Source organism: Nitrosomonas sp. Is79A3 (genome assembly GCF_000219585.1).
GTDB lineage: Bacteria > Pseudomonadota > Gammaproteobacteria > Burkholderiales > Nitrosomonadaceae > Nitrosomonas.
Window position 1 is genome coordinate 3,747,361 of sequence record NC_015731.1, and the last position, 21,918, is coordinate 3,769,278.

Genomic DNA, 21,918 nt, shown 5'->3' on the forward strand with positions numbered 1-21,918 from the left:
CATGATGACGGTTAAGGAAGCTGCTGACGTATTGCACGCCGACTGGCGCGGAGAGGATGTGCTATTTACCGGGGTGAGCACGGATAGCCGCACACTTAGGGAAGGTGATTTATTCGTAGCTTTAACCGGGGAAAAATTTGATGGCAGCAGATTTGTTGATAGCGCTGCGGAGAAAGGTGCCGTTGCCGCGATGATCCAACAAGCAGTTGATGGCAATGACCTGCCAGCCGGGCTTCCCTTGATTCGTGTCAAGGATACGAGATTGGGATTGGGGCAATTGGCGGCGCACTGGAGAAGCCGTTTTGCGCTACCGGTGATTGGAGTCACGGGCAGTAACGGCAAGACTACAGTCAAGGAAATGATTGCAGCGATACTACGTCAGGCGGCAGCAAACAGCAAAGCAGAAGTCAATGAAAAGACGGATTATGTATTGGCAACCGAAGGTAATCTGAATAACGACATCGGTGTGCCACAGATGTTATTGCGGTTGCGGCAGCAGTATCGCTATGCGGTGATTGAAATGGGCATGAATCATGTTGGCGAGATTGCCTATTTGACACAATTAGTAAAGCCCGGCATTGCACTGATTACCAATGCAGGCGCTGCGCATATTGAAGGGTTAGGTTCGGTCGAAGCAGTAGCACGTGCCAAAGCTGAAATATTTACAGGACTCGATCAGCAAGGAACGGCTGTTATTAATGCGGATGACCAGTATGCGACATTGTGGCGTGAATGTGCCGGTACACGTAAAATAGTCGATTTTGGTTTGCGGGAAAAAGCGCAAGTAAGCGCCGAGTATCAGGTCGATTTACTGGTCAATAAAATCCGCTTGAAATTGCCGGATGGTGTCGTCGAATTAAAGTTACAGGCACCCGGCGTGCATAACGTCTATAACGCACTGGCGGCGGCAGCCGCAGCCAGTGCACTGGGCATCAGTAAAGAAATGATTGCAGCTGGTTTAGAACAATTTCGAAGTGTGCAGGGACGGATGCAAAAAAAGCAGGGACTGCATCACGCACTATTAATCGATGATACCTACAACGCAAATCCGGAGTCGGTGCGTGCTGCTCTGGCTGTCCTGGCCGCAACCGGAGGGAAAAAAATACTGGTGCTCGGCGATATGGGAGAACTGGGCAAATCAGCCATCGATTTACATCGCACAATCGGAAGAGACGCGCGCAATGCAGGACTCGATCAATTACTAACTTTGGGTGAACTTAGCGCTTACGCAACGGAGGAATTTGGTAAAGGCGGGCAGCATTTTAAAACTATCGATGAATTGCTCAATGCGACCGAAAGTTTGCTTGCCGATGATGTCACTCTGCTGGTGAAAGGGTCGCGTTTTATGCATATGGAACGAGTGGTCCGGCAACTGGAACAACCCAAGAGGTTTCCATGCTGCTGACGCTTTCCCAATGGCTGGCCCAGGATATCCGCGCTTTCAATGTGTTTAATTATATTACCTTACGTACTATGTTGGCTGCTCTGACGGCATTGATTATTTCTTTCATTATTGGCCCGACGATGATACGCAAGTTGACTGCCTACAAAATTGGCCAATCCGTGCGTGATGATGGTCCACAAACGCATCTTGTGAAAATGGGCACACCGACGATGGGCGGCGCCTTGATTCTGATGTCCATTGTACTCACTACCTTGTTATGGTCTGATTTAGGCAATCCGTACATCTGGGTAGTGTTGCTGACTACTCTGGGATTTGGTGCAATTGGTTGGGTAGACGACTACCGGAAAGTAGTCCACCGCAATCCAAAGGGGCTCTCTGCAAGGGTCAAATTCTTTTGGCAATCGTTGATTGCCATTGCCGTTGCGCTATATCTGGCTTCAACTGCCGAAATACCGGCGCAAACGGATATGATCGTGCCATTCTTCAAGGAAGTAGCAATTCCATTGGGAGTCACAGGGTTTGTGATATTGACCTATTTTGTTATTGTCGGCACCAGCAATGCAGTAAATCTTACCGATGGGCTGGACGGTTTAGCCATTATGCCGACTGTCATGATCAGCAGCGCACTGGCTGTTTTTGCCTATGTAGCTGGGCATGTCGTATTTGCAAAGTATCTGGGAATTCCCTATATCCCCAATGCGGGAGAATTATCCGTGTTTTGTGGTGCCATGGCAGGCGCAGGGCTTGCCTTTTTGTGGTTTAACGCCTATCCCGCCGAAGTATTCATGGGCGATGTGGGTGCGTTGGCTTTAGGTGCTGCATTGGGGATCGTTACCGTCATAGTCCGCCAGGAGATTGTGCTAGTCATTATGGGCGGTGTTTTTGTGGTGGAAGCGCTGTCCGTGATGTTACAGGTAGTATCATTCAAATTGCTGGGCAAGCGCGTTTTTCGCATGGCGCCATTGCATCATCATTTTGAATTAAAAGGCTGGAAAGAAAATCAGGTGGTGGTTAGATTTTGGATTATTACCATCATCTTGGTGTTAATTGGATTATCAACATTAAAATTAAGATGATTTTGCAAGGTAAAACAGTACTGGTGCTAGGAATGGGCGAAACGGGTTTGTCCATGGCGAAATGGTTAGTTCGTCAGGGCGCAACAGTACGGGCTGCAGATAGCCGTTTGGAGCCGCCGCACTGGAAAGAAATCATGGAAATACATCCAACTGTAAAGGCGTACAAAGGAAAATTTGAAGGCAAAATTTTTGACGGCATCGAAATGATTGCCATCAGTCCTGGTGTTCCATTGGCGGATCCTTTTGTGCAACAAGCCGTTCAGCGTGGCATACCCGTGATCGGTGATATGGTTCTTTTTACCTGGGCACTCGAGCAAAGTGGCTTGCCAAAGCCCAAGGTTGTGGCTATTACCGGTTCGAATGGCAAAACAACGGTCACCGCAATGGTCGGCGCTATGTTGAAGAAGTCAGGCTGGAACGTAGAAGTAGCCGGGAATATTGGCCCAGCCGTTTTAAATGCGCTCATGCAACAAATGGATGCAGGTAATTGGCCGCAGGCATGGGTTTTGGAAACATCCAGCTTTCAATTGGAAACAACTCATAATCTAAATGCCGATGTGGCTACAGTGCTTAATTTGAGTGAAGATCATTTAGATCGCTATCCCAGTATGCAAGATTATGTGGCAGCAAAAGCAAGAGTTTTTTTACATGAAAAGCGCGGTGAAGGCATACAGATTTTAAACCGCAATGATCCGGGTGTCTGTGCCATGGCATTGGCAGGCAGGAAGCAAATTACTTTTGGTTTGGATGAACCTCCTACGCAAACCGATTTTGGCATCATCCACGATGGAGATGATTTGTGGTTGATGGAAGGAGATTTGCAATTAATGAAAACCTCCGAGCTGGTTGTCAATGGTTTGCATAATGCAATCAATGCGCTGGCGGCATTGGCCCTGTGCCGCGCATTAGGCGTATCGATGGATCCGCTGTTGTCAGCGCTACTGGAATTTCGTGGATTACCGCACCGGATGGAAAAGGTTGCTGCGTTTAATGGCGTTACTTTTTATGATGATTCCAAAAGCACGAATGTCGGCGCAACGGTGGCCGCATTAAACGGTATGAAGCAAAATGTCATATTAATTGCCGGTGGAGATGGAAAGGGGCAGGATTTCTCACATATGAAGCAGGCGGTTGCCAATAATGCCCGGGCAGTAGTTCTGATTGGTCGTGATGCGAAAATCATTGCTGGCGAATTGAAAGATTGCGGCGTTCCGTTACATTTTGCAGTTACGATGGAAGAAGCCATGCAGAAAAGCTTTTTGCTGGCACAAGCGGGAGATGTGGTATTACTGTCCCCCGCCTGTGCCAGCTTCGATATGTTTAGAAATTATATACACCGCGCAGAAGTATTCGTCGCAGCCGTCAGAGATATTGAGAACAAATTCTTTAGTTTTGGACAGAAAAAACATTAACTGATGATCTATCAAGCAAACAATCAGAAGCAAAGAGTTCTGGCCGATTTTGATCAGGCGCTGGTCTGGTCGGTTGTGCTGTTGTTAAGTATTGGATTGATCATGATCTATTCAGCCTCCATTGCGATTGCAGAAGCACAATTTGGTGCCGACCGCGCCAGTTATTATTTGTTGCGGCATAGTGCTTACCTGGCTGTCGGTTTGCTATTGGGATTGGTTACCTTTCAGGTGCCTATGCGGATATGGCAGAAATATGTCACCTATTTGTTTATGATCAGTGTCTTGCTGCTGGCACTGGTTCTGGTTCCCGGTATTGGTCATGAAGTTAATGGCAGCCAGCGCTGGATTTCACTTTATGTGGTGAATATTCAACCTTCTGAATTTGTGAAACTTTTCATGGTGATGTACGCCGCTGACTATGTCAGCCGCAAGGCAGCCGATTTAAATTCTTTCCTGAAAGGGTTTCTTCCAATCACAGTAGTGCTATCGATCGTGGGATTTTTATTGTTACTGGAACCCGATTTCGGCGCATTTTTTGTAGTGACCGCGCTGGTTATGTCTATCCTGTTTATGGGTGGCGTCAGTTTAAAAATATTCATTGCGCTGATCGGTATTCTGGCAATTGGTTTGTACGAACTAATTTTGAGTTCAGAATACCGGATGGCTCGAGTAGTTGCATTTATGGATCCCTGGGCGGATCCCTATGGAAAAGGCTATCAGTTGAGTCATGCACTCATAGCATTTGGACGCGGGGAATGGTTTGGTGTCGGTTTGGGAGGCAGTGTCGAAAAACTATTCTATTTGCCTGAAGCGCACACTGATTTCTTACTTTCGGTACTGGCGGAAGAGCTTGGGTTTGTTGGGGTGGCTGCAGTTATCCTATTATTTATTTGGCTCATCATGCGCACTTTTGTCATCGGCAGGCTGGCGGCAAAACTGGGTAACACTTTTTCGGCATTGGTAGCGCAAGGAATTGGTATCTGGATCGGTGTACAGGCATTGATCAATATGGGTGTCAATATGGGCGTTTTGCCCACCAAGGGGTTAACGTTACCATTGTTAAGTTTTGGCGGCAGCAGTATCACGGCAAATTGTATTGCATTAGCAGTAATACTACGGATTGATTGGGAAAACCGTCAGCGTTTGCGGGGACTTAACGTATGAGCACGCACACCATTCTGATTATGGCAGGTGGCACAGGCGGACATGTGTTTCCGGGATTGGCAGTGGCCAATTATCTGCGGCAAGCCGGATGGCGCGTCGTTTGGCTAGGAACTGAAGCAGGGATGGAATTAAAACTGGTACCGCAACAGGGCTATGAAACTGAAGTGATTAGTTTTTCCGGGTTAAGGGGTAAGCGTTTGGCTACCTGGTTAATGCTACCGCTACGCTTGCTCAAAGCGTTCTGGCAAAGTGTCAGGATTATTCAGCGCGTGAAACCTAATGTGGTTCTAGGCATGGGTGGTTATCCGGCATTCCCCGGCGGCATGATGGCATCATTATTAAATAAACCGCTGATCATTCATGAGCAGAACTCGGTGCCAGGATTAACCAATAAAATTCTGGCGAAACTGGCAGATAGAATTTTTCTGGGCTTCCCAGATATCATTCTGGCTGATCAAGAAAAAACAGTATGTTCAGGTAATCCGGTACGCTCCGAGATTTCGGCGATAGAAGCACCTGAGAAACGCTTCCAAGGACGGGAAGGAAAACTGCAGTTGCTGATCGTGGGCGGTAGTCTGGGTGCGCAAATTTTAAATACAGTCGTACCACAGGCACTTAAATTGATACCCGAAAATCTACGTCCAGCGGTGGTTCATCAAGCGGGCACTGCACATTCTGAGTCGGTTAAGAAAGTTTATGCAGATCTACAACTGGAAGAAGAAGTAATTGCATTTATCGATGATATGGCAAAACGCTACGCTGCCTGCGATCTGGTGCTGTGCCGTGCCGGTGCTCTGACCATTGCAGAATTAAGTGCAGCAGGCGTCGCCAGCATACTGGTGCCGTATCCGCATGCAGTTGATGACCATCAGACCAGTAATGCCAGATTTCTTTCTAGCCATGGCGCCGCCGTATTATTACCACAAAGTGAATTGACTGCGCAAAATCTGGCGCAATTGCTGGCAAATTTGACACGGGAAAAATTGCTCGCTATGGCAATAGCTGCGCGTAGTCAGGCAAAACCGGAAGCAACCCGGATAGTTGCTGAGGCCTGTATTGAATTGAGTGGAGCGCTGCATGAAGCATAAAGTTAAACACATTCATTTTGTCGGCATCGGTGGCGCGGGGATGAGCGGTATTGCTGAAGTTTTCGTTAATTTGGGTTATCAGGTCAGCGGCTCAGATTTGATGGATAATCAGGTAACTCAACGCTTGGCCAGGCTGGGTATAAAGGTGTATGCCGGGCATACCAGCCAGCAGATAGCCGGTGCAGACGTGGTAGTTATCTCGACAGCGGTCAAACCGGACAATCCTGAAGTGATCGCAGCCAAAAACAAGAATATTCCCGTTGTGCCGCGTGCATTGATGCTGGCGGAATTGCTCAGGCTACGCAGCGGCATAGCGATAGCTGGCACACATGGCAAAACCACTACCACCAGTTTGATTGCCAGCATACTGGCAGCGGCAGATATGGATCCGACATTTGTGATCGGTGGAAAACTGGAAGCGGCAGGTTGTCACGCGAAATTAGGAAGCGGTGAATTCATTGTTGTCGAAGCGGATGAATCGGATGCTTCGTTTTTGTATTTGCAGCCGGTACTGACCGTGGTGACAAATATCGATGCGGATCATATGGAAACTTATGGTCATGACTTCAACCGGTTAAAGCAAACATTTGTAGAATTTGTACAGCACCTGCCCTTTTACGGGATGGCCGTGGTGTGTGTGGATGATGCCAATGTGCGAGAAGTGATGCCGGCTATTACGAAACCTATTACTACGTATGGGTTGTCCGAAGATGCGCAGGTCCGCGCAATCAACATTCAGCATGACAATCATCAGATGCGATTTACCGCGGTGGTTGGCGTAAATGGTTCAGCCCGTAATCTGGAGATCACGCTGAATTTACCCGGCTTACATAATATACAGAATGCATTGGCGGCGATTGCGGTTGCCAATGAAATCGGTGTGCCGGATGTGGCGATTGTCAAGGCGCTATCAGAATTCAAAGGAGTGGAAAGGCGTTTTCAGCTATACGAAGAAATTAAATTATCGATACAGAAGAGCTTTACGCTTGTTGATGACTATGGCCACCATCCGGCTGAAATGGAAGCAACCATCAAAGCGGCTCGCGGCGCCTTTCCAGGCCGGCGATTGGTAGTGGCATTTCAGCCGCATCGCTACACACGTACCCGAGATGTATTTGAGGATTTCACCCGGGTTTTATCTCAAGTTGATGTGTTGTTGCTCACAGAGGTATATCCGGCGGGTGAAGATCCTATCGTTGCAGCGGACAGTAAATCATTGGCACGCTCAATCCGCGTGCAGGGAAAAGTGGAGCCCATTTATATTGAAGAAGTGGATGATTTACCGGCTGCCATCCTGGATGTTGTGCAGGATGGTGATGTTGTACTGGTGATGGGGGCTGGTTCTGTGGCAAAAGTAGCACCGCATATTGCCCAAATGGGGAATAAATTGATTGTTGTTAATGGTTATGAATACTGAGAATCAATGGGAAATGATCAACTTGTCGCCAAATACAAGTTTTGCCATGTCAGTAACTGAACTTTTGACCGGTAATGCGAGTGTGCCTGTTCTGCGTGGAGAGATGCGTACCCATGAATCCATGAGCAAGCATACTTCCTGGCGTGCCGGGGGACATGCGGATCACTATTACGTACCGGCGGATTTGGATGATTTTGCAAATTTCCTGCAAGTATCGCCACATGAATCCATTACTGTCATCGGATTGGGCAGCAATTTATTGGTTAGGGATGGCGGTTTGCGCGGCACGGTGGTAGCACTGCATGCGCAACTAAATGATTTGCGATTGCTTGAGCAGAATCAGTCCGGCGGACTCATTTATGCTGGCGCCGGTGTGGCCTGTGCGAAAGTTGCACGATTTGCCGCCCGGCATAATCTGGCCGGCGCAGAGTTCCTGGCAGGGATACCCGGCACAGTGGGCGGCGCACTGGCAATGAATGCCGGGTGCTATGGATCAGAGGCTTGGGAAATTGTTGCACAGGCACAGATTATCAATCACAGTGGACGAGTCTTTATTCGCCAAGCGGGTGAGTACACGATTGGCTATCGCAGCGTAGAACTGCAACACGAATTAACCGGCACGGTTGAACCAGAATGGTTTGCCGGCGGGTATTTCAGATTGCCGCATGGGGAGCAAGCAGAATCACAGCAGCGCATTAAACAATTGCTGGCGCAACGCGTTGACAGTCAACCGCTCAACCAACCAAACGCAGGTTCAGTATTTCGCAACCCCCCGGGAGATTATGCAGCGCGTTTAATTGAAGCCTGCGGTTTGAAGGGATGTCGTATTGGCGGTGCCATGGTTTCCCCCAAACATGCCAATTTTATTGTCAATACCGGAACTGCCACTGCATCGGATATTGAAGCCTTGATCCTGATGGTGCAAAGCAGGGTTAAGAAAGCAACGGCTATCGAGTTGCGCCAGGAAGTCCGGATAATCGGCGATGCCAGGAGGCTTACGTAGTGATAACGCATAACTTCGGCAAAGTAGCAGTTCTACTCGGCGGCCGTTCTGCAGAGCGTGAAATATCACTGCAAAGCGGGCAAGCGGTGCTGGATGCGCTACGTAGAAGCGGTGTTGATGCTTATCCATTTGATCCGGCAGAACAAGCATTGGAAGAACTTGTACATCAAGACTTCAAGAGAGCATTTATCGCACTGCACGGACGTTTTGGTGAAGATGGCACAATCCAGGGCGTACTGGAATGGCTGGGATTGCCTTATACCGGCAGTGGTGTCATGGCGAGCGCGCTGGCCATGGATAAATGGCGCACCAAATTAATCTGGCAGGCGACAGGCATCCAATCGCCGCGCTATGAATTGTTGCAAGCTGACAGTAATTTTGAACAAGTCGCTGAAACCTTGGGATTACCGCTGATTGTTAAACCTGCACGGGAAGGATCCACGATTGGTTTGAGTAAAGTGCACCACAAGCAGGATTTGGCAGAAGCGTATCGATTGGCCGCGCAGCACGATGCCTTGGTACTCGCTGAAGAATTTATTGCAGGAACGGAATTGACGGTTGCTATTCTGGGAGAAACATCGCTGCCAGTTGTGAGAATTGAAATTGCCGGTGAGCTTTATGATTATCAGGCTAAGTATTTCTCGAATGAAACGAAGTACTTCTGTCCCAGCGGCTTACCGGATGAATTGGAGTCGATAATACAGAATCAGGCATTGCGGGCTTATCAGGTATTGGGTTGTCAGGGTTGGGGAAGAGTTGATTTAATCTTAAGTCAAACCAATCAGTTTTATTTTCTTGAAGCGAACACCTCGCCTGGAATGACTAACCACAGTCTGGTACCGATGGCAGCCAGAACTGCCAGAATTTCGTTTGAGGATCTGGTTTTGAGAATATTGGATTTGTCTCATGTGGAATAACCATCACGCTTTGGATTTGTTAGCAAAGATATTGTTTGCCTTAGTGGCGATAGCGGTGTTGTATGCAATCAGTTTACAGCTTATCAAGCCGCCCTTATTCCCAATTAAAGAAATCAATGTGCAGGTTGTTCAGGGTGCAAAGAAAGATGAGACGGAATTACATAATATTACTCATGAACAGATCGAGCAACTTGTTAGAAATGAAATTGAAGGAAACTTTATTTCGGTCAATCTCACTGAAGTGCGAGAGGCATTTGCGAAATTACCCTGGGTTCGTGATGCCAGAGTAAACAGAAAATGGCCCCATGGTTTGAATGTAATACTGGAAGAGCATCAGGCATTGGCCTATTGGGGAAGTCATGCACTGGTCAATACTTACGGCGAGGTATTCCGGGTTAGCGTAGAAATGGATCTGCCTGTTTTTACAGGCCCCAATGAAGCCAGTGCGCACGAAGTGGCGCTGCAATATGCGCGTTTCAATAAAATACTGGTGCCATTACAACAGCATATTGCGGAGATAAATCTGACTCCACGCTATGCTTGGCGTATTCAACTAAACACCGGAACAATACTGGAGTTAGGGCGCAATGAGGTAGAGGAAAGACTTACTCGCTATGTTTCAGTATATAACCACAGTATTGCTCGGCTAAATCAGCAAGAACCGTTGGCATATGTCGATTTGCGTTATCCAAATGGTTTTGCTATTCGCATGCCTGAAGTAATGCAGCATGTACCACGTAAATCCGGCACGAGGAGAGAAACGTGAGACCAGGGAGATGGAGCTAGATGAATAAAGCTAGAGAAAATAGAAACTTGATTGTCGGCCTAGACATTGGCACATCGAAAATTGTGGCCATCGTCGCGGAGGTTATTCCCGAAGGCGGCTTTGAGGTGATTGGTTTGGGCAGCCACCCCTCACGCGGATTGAAAAAAGGTGTGGTGGCCAATATCGAAACAACGGTGAATGCCATTCAGCGCGCCTTAGAAGAAGCGGAATTGATGGCGGATTGTAAGATTCATGAAGTTTATACTGGAATAGCCGGCAGCCATATCAAAGGCTTTAATTCAGATGGCATGGTTCCCATTAAGGACAAGGAAGTCACCGAAAAAGACGTGGAACGGGTGATGGAAGCGGCAAAGGCTGTGAACATACCGGCTGATCAACAAATCCTGCACATCCTGAATCAGGAATTCATTATTGACGGCCAGGAAGATGTACGTGAACCGGTGGGAATGAGCGGCATCCGACTGGAAGTAAAAGTGCATATTGTGACCGGTGCAGTATCTGCCGCGCAGAATATCGTGAAATGCGTTCATCGATGCGGCCTGGAAGTTCGCGATCTGATATTACAACCATTGGCCTCTGCGATGGCCGTTCTGTCCGACGATGAAAAAGATCTGGGTGTCTGCTTGGTAGATATCGGCGGCGGAACGACAGATATCGCGGTATTTACACATGGGGCAATCCGGCATACCGCAGTCATTCCAATCGCCGGAGATCAAATAACCAATGATATTGCGATGGCATTACGCACCCCGACAAAAAGTGCTGAAGATATCAAGTGCCGCTACGGCTGTGCATTAAGAAGTCTTGCCGATACGCAAGAGATGGTGGAAGTGCCCGATGTGGGAAATCGCGGTTCGCGCCAGTTATCCAAACAAACCCTGGCTGAAGTGATTGAGCCGCGTGCGGAGGAACTCTACTGTCTGGTGCAAGCCGAGTTACGCCGGAGCGGGTTTGAAGAATTACTTTCATCAGGAATCGTAATAACGGGCGGATCTGCCTCATTACGCGGCATGGTGGAATTAGGCGAAGAGATCTTTCATATGCCTGTGCGATTGGGCTTGCCCAATTATCATGGTAATTTAAAGGAAGTGATCCATACGCCTCGATACTCGACAGGTATTGGTTTAATTCTGGCCGGTATCGAGCAGATGCAGCATCAACAAGGTTCAAGAATGCAGGGTGGTTCTGCCAAGCAGATTTTTTCCAGAATGAAGGGGTGGTTTCAAAGAAATTTTTAATTAGAAATTTCAAGGGTTGTATTTGCAGTCAAGCGGCTTTAATTTCAATGTACTAAAGGAGAAACACTATGTTCGAAATCATGAATAACGAAACTCAAGAGGCGGTCATCAAAGTGGTTGGTGTTGGTGGCTGCGGAAGCAATGCAGTGGATCATATGATCCAGAATGGCATGCAAGGCGTTGAGTTCATCAGTATGAATACTGATGCGCAGGCATTGAAAAGTAATAAAGCACCAACGATATTGCAACTGGGTACGGGTATTACCAAAGGATTGGGTGCAGGAGCAAATCCTGAAATTGGACGTGAAGCCGCGCTGGAAGATCGTGACCGGATTGCGGAGATGATTCAAGGCGCGGATATGCTGTTTATCACCGCAGGGATGGGAGGTGGAACCGGGACAGGCGCTGCGCCGGTTGTCGCACAAGTTGCCAAAGAAATGGGTATTCTAACTGTCGCTGTTGTCAGTAAGCCCTTTGCATTTGAAGGAAAACGCCTGGTAGCCGCCAAAGCAGGAATGGAAGCACTGTCACAGCATGTTGATTCATTGATCGTGATTCCTAACGATAAGCTGATGATGGTGTTAGGTAATGATATCTCCATGCTGGATGCATTTAAAGCCGCCAACGATGTGCTGTATGGTGCAGTAGCCGGTATCGCGGAAGTCATTAATTGTCCTGGTTTGGTTAACGTCGACTTTGCTGACGTCAAAACCGTGATGTCAGAAATGGGTATGGCAATGATGGGATCCGCAATAGCGATGGGTGTTGATCGCGCGCGTGTTGCAGCAGAGCGTGCCGTTTCAAGTCCGCTGTTAGAAGATATTTCCCTGGCTGGCGCGCGCGGTATTTTGGTAAATATTACCGCCAGTCAATCATTGAAAATGCGCGAAGTCCATGAAGTGATGAATACGATTAAAGATCTCACCGCTGAAGATGCAACAATTATTGTGGGCACAGTGATTGATGAAAATATGGCCGATAATTTGCGCGTGACCATGGTTGCTACCGGGCTTGGCAGTTTAGTCAGTCAGAGCCAGAATACACCATTGACTGTTATCCATAACCGTACTGGAACCGATGACAGAGATTCAATCTATTCATCAGAAGAGCCAGCAGTCATGCGTACAGGTAGAAGAAGCAATGCCACCGTAGCAGCAATGCGTCAATCCGGTGTTGACCCAATGGATATACCGGCTTTCTTGAGAAGGCAAGCGGATTAGAGTCTGATTAAGTTGAAAGCCGAGACCCTGTTGGTAATTCTACAGGGTTATCAATGTAATCAAATACTTGCAATACGTTGTTTATGTGCACTGTCCGATATTTGATCGGACAGTCATTAATCCAGATCTTGGCAGAGTTTCGATTCCAATCGCTTCGTCGCAGAGATGTCGACAAAGGTGATTACGGCGCCGTCGATTACATTGTCCAGTCTTCGATAAGGCATAATTCGCACAGAAAACCAACGGTCATCTCCGGCGGAGATCTGTTTTTCGGAAAAAATTAAAGTACGCAGCGTTTCTTTCACATCGTCTTGCAAAGCCGGGTATTGCAAGATGGTGGTAAGGTCGCTGAGCGGCCGGCCAATGTCGCTTTCCCGGACATTGATGATCTTCGATGCCTGCTCGGTATAGCGCCTCACGTTTAATTCTTGATCAAGGAACAGTATCGCGATATCAGTGCTGTTGAGCAGATTTTTCATGTCGCTCTCGGCGAGCGCGAGAGCGTCGAGTTTGTTCTGCAGCTCAGCATTGATCGTTTGCAGCTCCTCGTTCATAGATTGCATTTCTTCTTTCGAAGAGGTTAGCTCCTCGTTGGCTGATTGCAGCTCTTCGTTGGTGGACTGCAATTCTTCATTGGTCGATTGTAATTCTTCGTTTGATGCATGCGTCTCCTCGCGCAGCTTCAAGATTTCGTCCTGATACTGTTGCAATTCATACTCATGAGATGCCTCCACCGCGCTTTTTCCCTTGCGTCGCCCACGCCGTGGCGTGGGCATCACTACATCGCGGAATACGATCAGCATCATACCTTGCAAAACGGAAGATTCGCGGAATGCCTGCACGGTAACATCGACACACTGAACACCTTCCGCGCTTTGTACTTGCAAACCGCGCAATTGTACCGGTTCGTTTTCCGTGACAGCCTTTTTCAATGCATCGGCAAGCGGTGCGCGCAAACCCTCGCGCACCATGGCGTGGAAGTTCCAGTTGACCTTACCGGCGGCCGGTTCCAGGTATTTTCCGGTGCGCCCGCTGATGTAGACGATGTCGCCGGCATTATTGACGACCACGGCAGCAGGCGTATACATCTGCAATAACACCTGATCGGCGGCCGTTTGTAAATTCTCAGCAGGTTGGGAAGTATCGGTGGGATGGGGCACTGGAAGTTCCTTTTTAATCTTGGACAGGGGTGGAAACGACTTCACCAACAGATCCGGGCCGGTGTTGGAGGCGTTGTCTTGACGCAAATATAACCGCAATCTCGACTCGATCGGGGTGAACAGCTGTTTGAATCGCCCGACTGTCTCCGAACTTCCCAAAAGCAGCACGCCGCCTGGACGCAGGCTGTAGTGAAACAAGGGCAATAACCTGCGCTGAAGCGCGGCATCGAAGTAGATCATCAGATTGCGGCAAGAAAGCAAGTTGAGCTTGGTGAAAGGCGGATCGAGCACCACATCGTGCTGCGCAAACAACACCATATCGCGGATGTTCTTGTTGATCCGGTAATATTTATCATGTGCGCTGAAAAAACGCGCCAATCTTTCCGCTGACACGTCAGCGCTGATCGCGGTGGGATATAGCCCGCGGCGTGCCGTGGCAATGGCATCCGGGTTCAGATCTGTAGCGAAAATTTGCAGCGTGTAATCGTGGCGTAGTGACAGCCGCTGCACTACCTCGTTGAATAGGATGGCCAGTGAATAGGCCTCCTCCCCGGTTGAGCAGCCGACAACCCAAGCGCGCAGCTTTTGCTCGATGGTCTGCCGCGCCAGCAGTTCCGGCAAAGTGAAATCCGCCAATTGCTGCCAGACTGCGGGGTCACGAAAAAAGCTGGTTACGCCGATCAGCAACTCCTTGAACAGCAAATCAATCTCTTGTGTATTCTGTTGCATGTATTCTGCGTACAGCGCCAGCGTGGTGATCCCGTGGATAGCCATGCGCCGCTCGATGCGGCGATGCAGGGTGCTGGGTTTGTACACGGAAAAATCGTGCCGAGTTTGCTGGCGTAATAAGCTGAAAATGCTTTGCAGTGGATTCACCGGCAAAGCCGGGAGTTCCGAAGATGCTTGAACCACTTCCTCGGCAGCGATGCCCGGCTCCTGCAGCTTGGGTGCCTGGGCAGTATAGGCCAGAATGCGCGCTGGTAACTCCGCAGGTGGTGCGATAATGTCGGCGCACTCCGCAGCGATGGCACTCCTGGGCATCGAGTCGAACTGCGCCGAATCGGGCTGTTGTACAACGGTTAGACCGCCCAATGCCCTGACCGCCTGCAAACCCAGTGTGCCGTCCGATCCCATACCGGACAAAATCACCGCAATCGCACGCTCACCCTGGTCGCGCGCCAGGGAAGAAAACAAGACGTTGATTGGCAGCCGCAAGCCGCGTGGCTCGGTGGGCTTTTCCAGATTCAGCACACCGTCAACTACGCTAAGCTCCGTGTTCGGAGGGATTACATACACGCAATCCGGCTCGATGCGCATCCTATTTTCAGCCTCTCGTACCGGCAGCTTGGTGACACGCTGAAGTAACTCAGCCAACAAAGCTTTTTGCGTAGGATCGAGATGCTGCACCACAACGTAGGCCAAGCCACTCTCCAGCGGCACCTGCTCCATAAATTGTTCCAGTGCCGCAAGACCTCCGGCCGAAGCACCGATGCCGACGATGCGCGTTTTCGCCGGTGGATTAGCGGATTGATTGATGTCAGGCAGAGAGACCATGCGGCAGCTTTCAGAGCGCCAGCCGTTCCGGCAGCAGACGTTGTGACTCGCGCTTCACCACGGCATAGCACTCACAAACTCTGGCTTCCAAACCGGGACGATCGAGCGCCGTGATGTGTCCACACCGATAGGCGATGACTTCCTGCGGTGACTACCAACTCGTTACCCGGCAGGCGATCCAGACTCAGCAACAGCCAGCGGTATAGCTGCTGTTCCAGCAAATGATGACGGTTGCACACCGCCGTCTGGGCTACCTTTGTGATGAGCGCCTGTATGTAGCGAAGCAGCAGGTGTATCACGGCACCATTCAGGTCAAACTCAGTTTTCATTGGAGCAGCCTTAATTCTGAACGCACAACCCGCACTTTGCACCACCGCTTGTGACACGGTGGCGCCGCCCATGAACAGCAATACGCCGACGAGGCCATCGTTGCCAATAACCGCTGTCTCGGTGGAAGCGCCATTTTCCATCTGGCACAGCAGCACGACGATTGAGTCGAGCGGAAAATAGAGGTTCTTCAATTCGCTGCCCGGCTCATAGAGCACCTTGCCAGCGGGAAGTTCTATCTTTTCCAGGTGTGGCGACAAACGCTTCAAAGCATCGTCAGGCAGAACCGCAAGCAGCCGGTTCAGCTGCAGGTCTTCTTGGCAGGTCGAGAGAATTGATAACTGTTGTGTAGTCATTCATACTTTAGGGTTGGGATACAAAATGATGAATCGTGTGGCCAAAGCTCAAGTGCGCGGGTCAGGTTCCCGGTGATCGCTTGTATCCATAAGGACCAGCAGAAGATACCCGCTGCTTGGTGAGACGCTGGCCACGACCTGAAAGTCGCGTGAAACACCTTCACCATTGTCAATTTTCACTGCACAGGTTTCTCTGGAACTGCCGGAGCGCAGCCTCTTCAGCAATGCAAGCAGCAGCAATCCGCTTGCGGGTGTAAAGAAACTGTCGAGCCGTTTCCCGCTCAATTCGCCGCAGGCGACGCCAAATAGGCTGGTACCGGCGCGATTGCATTTGCTGATCCTGTCGCCGGAATCAACAGTGAAGTATGCGACCGGTGCAAAATCATACAACTCGGCATAATGCGTCAGCTCTTCCGCAAGCTCACTCCGGTTCTGTGTATCCCTCCAACCCCACCATCTACTCACATTCCTTCAACAATGCTTCAATATCCTCCGGTGCAAGCGGTAGCAATTCATCGATTCGGCTATTAGGCCAGGTGGGGAGTTTTTCGAGGGTGTCGGCTAGCCATTGTGCGGGGTTGAGGCCGTTGAGTTTTGCGGTGCCGAGTAGGGTTTGAATGGCGGCGGCACGTTTTCCGGCGCGTTCGGAGCCGGTGAACAGCCAGTTTTTCTTGCCGAGCGCGATGGGGCGAATAGTGTTTTCGACGGGGTTGTTGTCAATCGGCAGGTGTCCGCTGCTGGCGTAGCGGATTAGGCTTTGCCAGCGCTTCAAGGTGTAGTCGATGGCTTTGGCGGTGCCGCCGCCATTGGCAGTTTGGGCGCGAGTTTGCAGTAACCAGTCGTGCAACGATTGCAGGATCGGCAGGCTTTTTTCTGCACGTAGTATCTGCCGGGCTTCGGTCGATAAGTGCTTGCCTTCGGCTTCGACGGCGTAAAGTCCGCCTATGCGCTGCAACACCTCATACGCGACGGTGCTGGCATTGGCTTGGTGCAGGTCGAAGAATTTGCGGCGCGCGTGCGCCCAGCACCCTAATTCAGTGCAGGGTGATGCTGTTTTGGAGAATAAAGCCTTGTAACCGCCATAGTCGTCTACCAGCAAGTGGCCTTGCCAGCTGTTGAGGAAGTTTTGCGCATGTTTGCCACTACGGCTGGTTTGGTAGTCGAATACGATGATGCGCGGCCCCAACTCAAAATCGTTACTGCGATACGCCCACAGATAGGCGCGTTGCGTTCTTCCGCTGCCGGGATCAAGTTGCGCCACCGGGGTTTCGTCGGCGTGTAACACAGAGCCATGCAATAAGTGCAAAATCAGCCGGTCAACCAGCGGTTGTAGTGCCACGCCTACACGTCCGATCCATTCCGCCAACGTGGAAAGCGATAAAGTGACACCTTCCCGGGCGGCGATTTGTGCGATGCGATACAGCGGCAGGTGATCGAGGTATTTGCAGATCGTGATCCAAGCAAGCAGTCCGGGTGTTGCCATACTGCCGTCGATCACCGCGGGCGGAACCGGTTCCGCGACCACGGTTTCGCAAGCCCGGCAGGCGTATTGCGGGCGGATGTGACGGTGCACGAAGAATTCGGCGGGTTTGACGTCCAGTTGTTCGCTGACGTCTTCGCCGATTTTTACCAGATCGCTGCCGCACTGTTTGCATTGGCAAGATTCCGGTTCATGCCGGTGTTCGATGCGTGGCAGGTGATCCGGCAGAGGTTGGCGCCCAGCGCGTGCACGCTTGGGTTTTTGCGGAACCGGCAGCGGCAGTTGCTCGATTTCCGCTTCGATCGCCGCCGCATCAGTTTGCCAGTCTTCTTCGAACAGGCTGAATTGTGGCTGCGACAGTGCTTCGCTCTTCGCGCCGAAACGAATGCGGCGCAAATGTGCCAGTTCCAGCTTCAGTGCCTGATTCTTCGCTTCCAGCAGTTTGAGCTCGTTTTGTGCTTGCGTAAGCAGTGATTGAATAAGGTTCGATACCTCGGTTTTAGCTTCCGGCGTGAGGTTCAAATGATCTAATTCGATTGACTGTTTTGCGTGCGTTTTCATGGCGTTATTATACTGCAAAACTTGCGCAAAGTGATTCCAGTATTGGCTTTCAGCTATATTTTCTTGCGCAGGATTGCAACCCCAAACGACACCAATCCACCCCGGCAATCAACCACTCCCATTGCAACGCAGTCAGTTCCATCCCGCCCGTATCCGAACGCCCCCAAACGAACCGTCCCTGATGCAAGCGCCGCTGGCACAACCACACGCCGGTGCCGTCCCACAGCAGCACTTTGATGCGATTGCCCGCGCGATTGCAAAACACAAACGCCGAACCCGCACAAGGCGAGCGCTGCAACGCCTGCTCCACCAATACCGACAATCCGTCAATGCCGCGACGCATATCCACCGGCTCAACCATCAACCAAATCTTCCCTGGATTCGCAATCAAAGACACTTCAACAACTCCCCCAGCCAATGCGGCGAAACCGTCGATGGCAGCTCCAACACATGATTGCCTTGACCGCGAAGACGTAGCGTGCTCGTCGGTGCAGGCATCGGTTTGATCGTGACCGGGACCAACGCAGGCGGCCGGATAACCTGACCGGCACGATGCTTGCGAACCCAATTGCCAAACGTCTTGGTATTCAAACCATGTTCCCGGCAATAAGCCGCCTGAGACTTACCGCTGGTTTGCCATGCTTCGATATGAATTCGTCGCGCTTCTGATGATGACATCGTCCCTCCTTGTAAAAGGTTTGAGGATAGCGATGACGTATCAGGGTGTTAATGTGGATGGATTGGAGGCTTACGGTTCTGTTCCATCTGTTCATGCTGCAGATCCAGTTCCACTTGATGGACCTGTAGCTCGTGAAGAAATTTGAGTGCATCGCCAGCGGTTTCTGGAGTCCTAGCCAGGTCATACAGCGTTGACAGTGCATTGATACCGGGCAACCATCCCAGCATGGGTTTAGCAGTGCCTTCTTTAATTAAAGCTTCAGCCCGTTGGCGCAGATTCGTTTGGTGTTCAAGTTTGACGTTTTGAATGGGGGGGCCGTTCATATAAACTCCGGAGATATAGAAAGTATAAACAACTTTTTTATCAAATTCTGATTATGAATTTGGGGGTGTTTTTGAAGGCTTTTATTGCCTTTGCACATGCGCTATCAATATTGCCATTTGATGGTTCGTTGCTGCTTAAAACTATTTCAAAATCTCAAGGATAGATTTGATTATAGTCACTAAGTTTGCTGACTTTCTGAGGTGACTCTACTTAATGATCCTCGTGGTCATGACCGCGATCACCACCCTCTCCTTTAAACACGAGCGGGGTAAAACGTGCGCCTTGCGTTTCATATTCCGGAATTGCTATAAAAATAGCAATTGAAGTGTCTGGTGTAATTTTAAACGCACCGCTAGCTCTCATTATATTTCCATTCTCCGGCTTAAGTGAAACGGCTATCCGCTCACCATCCTTGCCTGCTTGAATATTTGCTTTACCGTGCCCACCCTGCACTGGAATTGGTATATCCCGATGATCGGTTACATACAATGTCAATTCGCCATCCCTGGCGACTAGCTCTAAATGAAAAGGACCTGCTGCACGAAGTTGACCGCCATGAGGTGCTTCAACTGTAGTTAAATACACATCAGTATGCGCCCAAACGAGATGTGACAACATCACCATAGCGCTTAGCAGAATTGATGTAATGATTTGTCTAGTCATCAATTTCTCATAGACTATTAATTAAGGTAAAGATAGTCAAAGCCATATAAATTTACTGCATTAATGCACATGGTCGCTCGGTGGCGGAAGAATTTCCTTTTCACTATTCAGTTGAATGAGCTGTTTTGTTAGAACACTGATATCTGCCCATCCGCTTTCGTCTATCGCAGGTATCCACCTGGCACGCAAATAGCCAAAGCGATCTATCAAAAACTCAAGGTGCTCCGGAATCACGCCTTCATTTAATATATCCGGATTAGTTAGCGTTCGCCGAAATAACGCATAGCTATTTTTTATCTCTAACGAGCCCTCTGTTACAACCGGAAAAGGAATATCTGCTGCAATACCCATGATTTCTTGTTTATCCAGATTATTCATCGGGACGGCCAGAATAATCGTATTGAGTTTCTGCAGCCGATCATAAGTTGCTTTCAACTCTTGCAGTCGTTCTTGTGATTGCGGCCAAGTGAATAATACTAGCATTACATTTTGCTTCTGACGAAAATCCTTTAGAACACCACTGGAACCGTCATGTGCAAAATATGAAAAAATGGGCGGACCGATGGATGGTCTCTCAGGAACAACCTCAGGGCTCTGTAAGCGTGCTTTATAGCCACGCGACATGGCATGAATGTAATTGACAACATCCCAGCGATCCTCTTCAGACAATTTACTGGAGAAACTAGGCATACCCCGCTCACTTATTCCGTGCGTTAACCAATGGAAGAAATCTCCGGCGGTATGTTTTGCCGTGTGCGCTTCTGTCAATAAATCAGTGGGTGGCGGATTAAAAGTTTTAGCAATTATTCCGTTGCCTTTACCTTGCGGACCATGACAAGTCGTACAATTCTGCGAGAACAATTTCGATCCATTAGAGATAGAGATCGCATCAAAGGGAACAGGCGTACTTTGGTAAGTTTCCGGATAAGCAACCACCGCTAGTTTTGGTAATGCTATTGCGAAGGATGCAATTATTAATACAAGCGGTACTCCAATCCGTTTTTTTATATCCCATTTGCTTTTAATACCTAACCCTATTGAGCCTGCTGCCATTATAAAGAGTGTCACACCCGCCCAGAAAAATATCTGAACATTGGATTCTTCCCAGGTAGCATCGATTGAGAATCTAAAAGGATATGGCCAGTTTTCAACCATAGCATGCTTTGCTGGTTTGGTATTCGATATGATCGTCGCCAATAATACCAAGATCATCGCTAAAACAAATTCAACGCTTACCCACCGCTTCATTTGCGGGCCGCCGCTTTGAGTTTCCTCGCCATTATTAGCCCGGATCAACAAGGGCAGCCATCTGGAACGTGCTTGATACGCAATGATTAGAATGATCGCTAATAAGGTGAGTTTTATGTTTAATAACCAGCCATACGAACTGGCAACCAGCGCATGGTAGTCTTCCTCAATCATGCGGTCGGCAACAATAATACCTGTAAGCATGATCACGGCCATAACTGGCAAAGCCAGCGACGAAAACTTTTTCAGGCTATCTATGCTCAGCAAATCCCATGCTTTATCTGAGCCTTTCTTACTAAATATGATTAATAGAAAAGCAGGCAAAGCGCCAAACCAGATACCCGCGAAAAGAATATGCAGCGCATAGGGAAGTATTGAAACGACAGACATTTCATCGGCTGCAGAATGGCTTACCAGCGACCCTATAATCAAAGGTAAAGACGCTACAAACGCGCATAGGATGTAATGCCACCTCACTCTGTAAGCATACTGAATATATAGCGCGACTCCTAACAAAACTGCTGCAAATACCGCACGAGCCGCCCATATTTTTCCTACGCGAGTCTGTTGCACGACTTCCAGCCAAGCTTCAGGCCGCCAGGTATTAGCCGCAATACCGGTTGCTTCGCCTGTTGTTGTCGCTAGAATAACTAGCAATCCCAGTAAAATGACGCCACCCAGCCATGGAAATATTTTTTCCAGCCGGATTACCCAAATGCTTTCAAATACAGCTTTTTGTTGCCCAGCGATAGCAAGAAAAATACAGCTACCGAACAATATCAGATTGGCAATAAGCTGTGACCAGCGAGCAAATGTAGCAACGATCTCAATCATCTTAT

General features: G+C 49.2%; 20 protein-coding genes. 11 read left to right on the forward strand and 9 right to left on the reverse strand.

Annotated features, from left to right (window positions below):
• Nucleotide 1: 1 nt before the first annotated feature.
• The 11 genes from murF to ftsZ all read left to right on the forward strand — a co-directional run bounded on the left by murF (nt 2) and on the right by ftsZ (nt 12,727).
• Entirely contained in the window at nt 2–1,405 is a 1,404-nt protein-coding gene (gene murF / locus NIT79A3_RS17450; RefSeq protein WP_013967460.1) for a UDP-N-acetylmuramoyl-tripeptide--D-alanyl-D-alanine ligase, read from the forward strand.
• Complete coding sequence (gene mraY, locus NIT79A3_RS17455) at nt 1,396–2,481, forward strand: phospho-N-acetylmuramoyl-pentapeptide-transferase (RefSeq protein ID WP_013967461.1); 1,086 nt, start codon at nt 1,396–1,398, stop codon at nt 2,479–2,481. The genes murF and mraY overlap by 10 nt, the downstream gene beginning before the upstream one ends.
• Entirely contained in the window at nt 2,478–3,893 is a 1,416-nt protein-coding gene (gene murD, locus NIT79A3_RS17460; RefSeq protein WP_041360404.1) for a UDP-N-acetylmuramoyl-L-alanine--D-glutamate ligase, read from the forward strand. The genes mraY and murD overlap by 4 nt, the downstream gene beginning before the upstream one ends.
• A gap of 3 nt (nt 3,894–3,896) precedes the next feature.
• Nucleotides 3,897–5,057 (forward strand): putative lipid II flippase FtsW, encoded by a 1,161-nt coding sequence (gene ftsW / locus NIT79A3_RS17465; protein ID WP_013967463.1) that lies wholly within the window; start codon nt 3,897–3,899, stop codon nt 5,055–5,057.
• Nucleotides 5,054–6,145 carry an undecaprenyldiphospho-muramoylpentapeptide beta-N-acetylglucosaminyltransferase gene (murG, locus tag NIT79A3_RS17470; RefSeq protein WP_013967464.1) on the forward strand — a complete coding sequence of 364 codons (1,092 nt, stop codon included), beginning with the start codon at nt 5,054–5,056 and terminating at the stop codon, nt 6,143–6,145. The genes ftsW and murG overlap by 4 nt, the downstream gene beginning before the upstream one ends.
• Nucleotides 6,135–7,562 carry a UDP-N-acetylmuramate--L-alanine ligase gene (gene murC / locus NIT79A3_RS17475; RefSeq protein WP_013967465.1) on the forward strand — a complete coding sequence of 476 codons (1,428 nt, stop codon included), beginning with the start codon at nt 6,135–6,137 and terminating at the stop codon, nt 7,560–7,562. Before murG ends, murC begins: the two co-directional genes overlap by 11 nt.
• Entirely contained in the window at nt 7,552–8,565 is a 1,014-nt protein-coding gene (gene murB, locus NIT79A3_RS17480; RefSeq protein ID WP_013967466.1) for a UDP-N-acetylmuramate dehydrogenase, read from the forward strand. The genes murC and murB overlap by 11 nt, the downstream gene beginning before the upstream one ends.
• A complete protein-coding gene (locus tag NIT79A3_RS17485; RefSeq protein ID WP_013967467.1) occupies nt 8,565–9,482 on the forward strand; it encodes a D-alanine--D-alanine ligase in 918 nt (305 codons plus the stop codon). Before murB ends, NIT79A3_RS17485 begins: the two co-directional genes overlap by 1 nt.
• A complete protein-coding gene (locus tag NIT79A3_RS17490) occupies nt 9,472–10,248 on the forward strand; it encodes a cell division protein FtsQ/DivIB (protein ID WP_013967468.1) in 777 nt (258 codons plus the stop codon). The genes NIT79A3_RS17485 and NIT79A3_RS17490 overlap by 11 nt, the downstream gene beginning before the upstream one ends.
• A 20-nt stretch (nt 10,249–10,268) precedes the next feature.
• The gene (gene ftsA, locus NIT79A3_RS17495; protein ID WP_013967469.1) at nt 10,269–11,507 is read left to right on the forward strand and encodes a cell division protein FtsA; all 1,239 of its coding nucleotides are present in this window, start codon (nt 10,269–10,271) and stop codon (nt 11,505–11,507) included.
• Between the two features lie 68 nt (nt 11,508–11,575).
• Nucleotides 11,576–12,727 (forward strand): cell division protein FtsZ, encoded by a 1,152-nt coding sequence (gene ftsZ / locus NIT79A3_RS17500; protein WP_013967470.1) that lies wholly within the window; start codon nt 11,576–11,578, stop codon nt 12,725–12,727.
• A 116-nt stretch (nt 12,728–12,843) separates the two neighbouring features.
• Here the strand turns inward: ftsZ and NIT79A3_RS17505 are convergent, their stop codons facing one another.
• The 9 genes from NIT79A3_RS17505 to NIT79A3_RS17545 form a co-directional block, all read right to left on the reverse strand.
• Nucleotides 12,844–15,441 (reverse strand): chemotaxis protein CheB, encoded by a 2,598-nt coding sequence (locus tag NIT79A3_RS17505; protein WP_013967471.1) that lies wholly within the window; start codon nt 15,439–15,441, stop codon nt 12,844–12,846.
• 71 nt (nt 15,442–15,512) lie between these two features.
• Complete coding sequence (locus tag NIT79A3_RS17510; RefSeq protein ID WP_013967472.1) at nt 15,513–16,124, reverse strand: Crp/Fnr family transcriptional regulator; 612 nt, start codon at nt 16,122–16,124, stop codon at nt 15,513–15,515.
• Between the two features lie 48 nt (nt 16,125–16,172).
• Nucleotides 16,173–16,589, reverse strand: coding sequence for a PAS domain S-box protein (locus tag NIT79A3_RS17515; protein ID WP_049785392.1), 417 nt, complete (start codon nt 16,587–16,589; stop codon nt 16,173–16,175).
• Nucleotides 16,582–18,165 carry an IS66 family transposase gene (locus tag NIT79A3_RS17520; RefSeq protein ID WP_013964261.1) on the reverse strand — a complete coding sequence of 528 codons (1,584 nt, stop codon included), beginning with the start codon at nt 18,163–18,165 and terminating at the stop codon, nt 16,582–16,584. Before NIT79A3_RS17520 ends, NIT79A3_RS17515 begins: the two co-directional genes overlap by 8 nt.
• Before the next feature lie 49 nt (nt 18,166–18,214).
• A complete protein-coding gene (gene tnpB / locus NIT79A3_RS17525) occupies nt 18,215–18,562 on the reverse strand; it encodes an IS66 family insertion sequence element accessory protein TnpB (protein WP_013964262.1) in 348 nt (115 codons plus the stop codon).
• A complete protein-coding gene (locus NIT79A3_RS17530) occupies nt 18,553–18,843 on the reverse strand; it encodes a transposase (RefSeq protein WP_013964263.1) in 291 nt (96 codons plus the stop codon). Before NIT79A3_RS17530 ends, tnpB begins: the two co-directional genes overlap by 10 nt.
• A gap of 48 nt (nt 18,844–18,891) precedes the next feature.
• Nucleotides 18,892–19,167: a hypothetical protein gene (locus NIT79A3_RS17535; protein ID WP_013967473.1), complete on the reverse strand. Its 276-nt coding sequence runs from the start codon at nt 19,165–19,167 to the stop codon at nt 18,892–18,894.
• Nucleotides 19,168–19,378: 211 nt separating this feature from the next.
• Nucleotides 19,379–19,831 (reverse strand): hypothetical protein, encoded by a 453-nt coding sequence (locus NIT79A3_RS17540; protein ID WP_013967474.1) that lies wholly within the window; start codon nt 19,829–19,831, stop codon nt 19,379–19,381.
• Nucleotides 19,832–19,891: 60 nt separating this feature from the next.
• Nucleotides 19,892–21,913, reverse strand: a complete 2,022-nt coding sequence (locus NIT79A3_RS17545; protein ID WP_013967475.1) for a CopD family protein — start codon at nt 21,911–21,913, stop codon at nt 19,892–19,894.
• Between the last annotated feature and the right edge of the window lie 5 nt (nt 21,914–21,918).

Excerpts from the sequence above, each read along its gene's own strand:
- NIT79A3_RS17530 (WP_013964263.1), bottom strand. The coding sequence starts at position 18,843 with ATGTCATCATCAGAAGCGCGACGAATTCATATCGAAGCATGGCAAACC.
- murG (WP_013967464.1), top strand. The coding sequence starts at position 5,054 with ATGAGCACGCACACCATTCTGATTATGGCAGGTGGCACAGGCGGACAT.
- NIT79A3_RS17535 (WP_013967473.1), bottom strand. The coding sequence starts at position 19,167 with ATGAACGGCCCCCCCATTCAAAACGTCAAACTTGAACACCAAACGAAT.
- NIT79A3_RS17545 (WP_013967475.1), bottom strand. The coding sequence starts at position 21,913 with ATGATTGAGATCGTTGCTACATTTGCTCGCTGGTCACAGCTTATTGCC.
- NIT79A3_RS17540 (WP_013967474.1), bottom strand. The coding sequence starts at position 19,831 with ATGACTAGACAAATCATTACATCAATTCTGCTAAGCGCTATGGTGATG.
- murF (WP_013967460.1), top strand. The coding sequence starts at position 2 with ATGATGACGGTTAAGGAAGCTGCTGACGTATTGCACGCCGACTGGCGC.
- ftsW (WP_013967463.1), top strand. The coding sequence starts at position 3,897 with ATGATCTATCAAGCAAACAATCAGAAGCAAAGAGTTCTGGCCGATTTT.
- NIT79A3_RS17510 (WP_013967472.1), bottom strand. The coding sequence starts at position 16,124 with ATGACTACACAACAGTTATCAATTCTCTCGACCTGCCAAGAAGACCTG.
- NIT79A3_RS17505 (WP_013967471.1), bottom strand. The coding sequence starts at position 15,441 with ATGGTCTCTCTGCCTGACATCAATCAATCCGCTAATCCACCGGCGAAA.
- ftsA (WP_013967469.1), top strand. The coding sequence starts at position 10,269 with ATGAATAAAGCTAGAGAAAATAGAAACTTGATTGTCGGCCTAGACATT.
- ftsZ (WP_013967470.1), top strand. The coding sequence starts at position 11,576 with ATGTTCGAAATCATGAATAACGAAACTCAAGAGGCGGTCATCAAAGTG.
- NIT79A3_RS17490 (WP_013967468.1), top strand. The coding sequence starts at position 9,472 with ATGTGGAATAACCATCACGCTTTGGATTTGTTAGCAAAGATATTGTTT.
- murD (WP_041360404.1), top strand. The coding sequence starts at position 2,478 with ATGATTTTGCAAGGTAAAACAGTACTGGTGCTAGGAATGGGCGAAACG.
- murC (WP_013967465.1), top strand. The coding sequence starts at position 6,135 with ATGAAGCATAAAGTTAAACACATTCATTTTGTCGGCATCGGTGGCGCG.
- NIT79A3_RS17520 (WP_013964261.1), bottom strand. The coding sequence starts at position 18,165 with ATGAAAACGCACGCAAAACAGTCAATCGAATTAGATCATTTGAACCTC.
- mraY (WP_013967461.1), top strand. The coding sequence starts at position 1,396 with ATGCTGCTGACGCTTTCCCAATGGCTGGCCCAGGATATCCGCGCTTTC.
- murB (WP_013967466.1), top strand. The coding sequence starts at position 7,552 with ATGAATACTGAGAATCAATGGGAAATGATCAACTTGTCGCCAAATACA.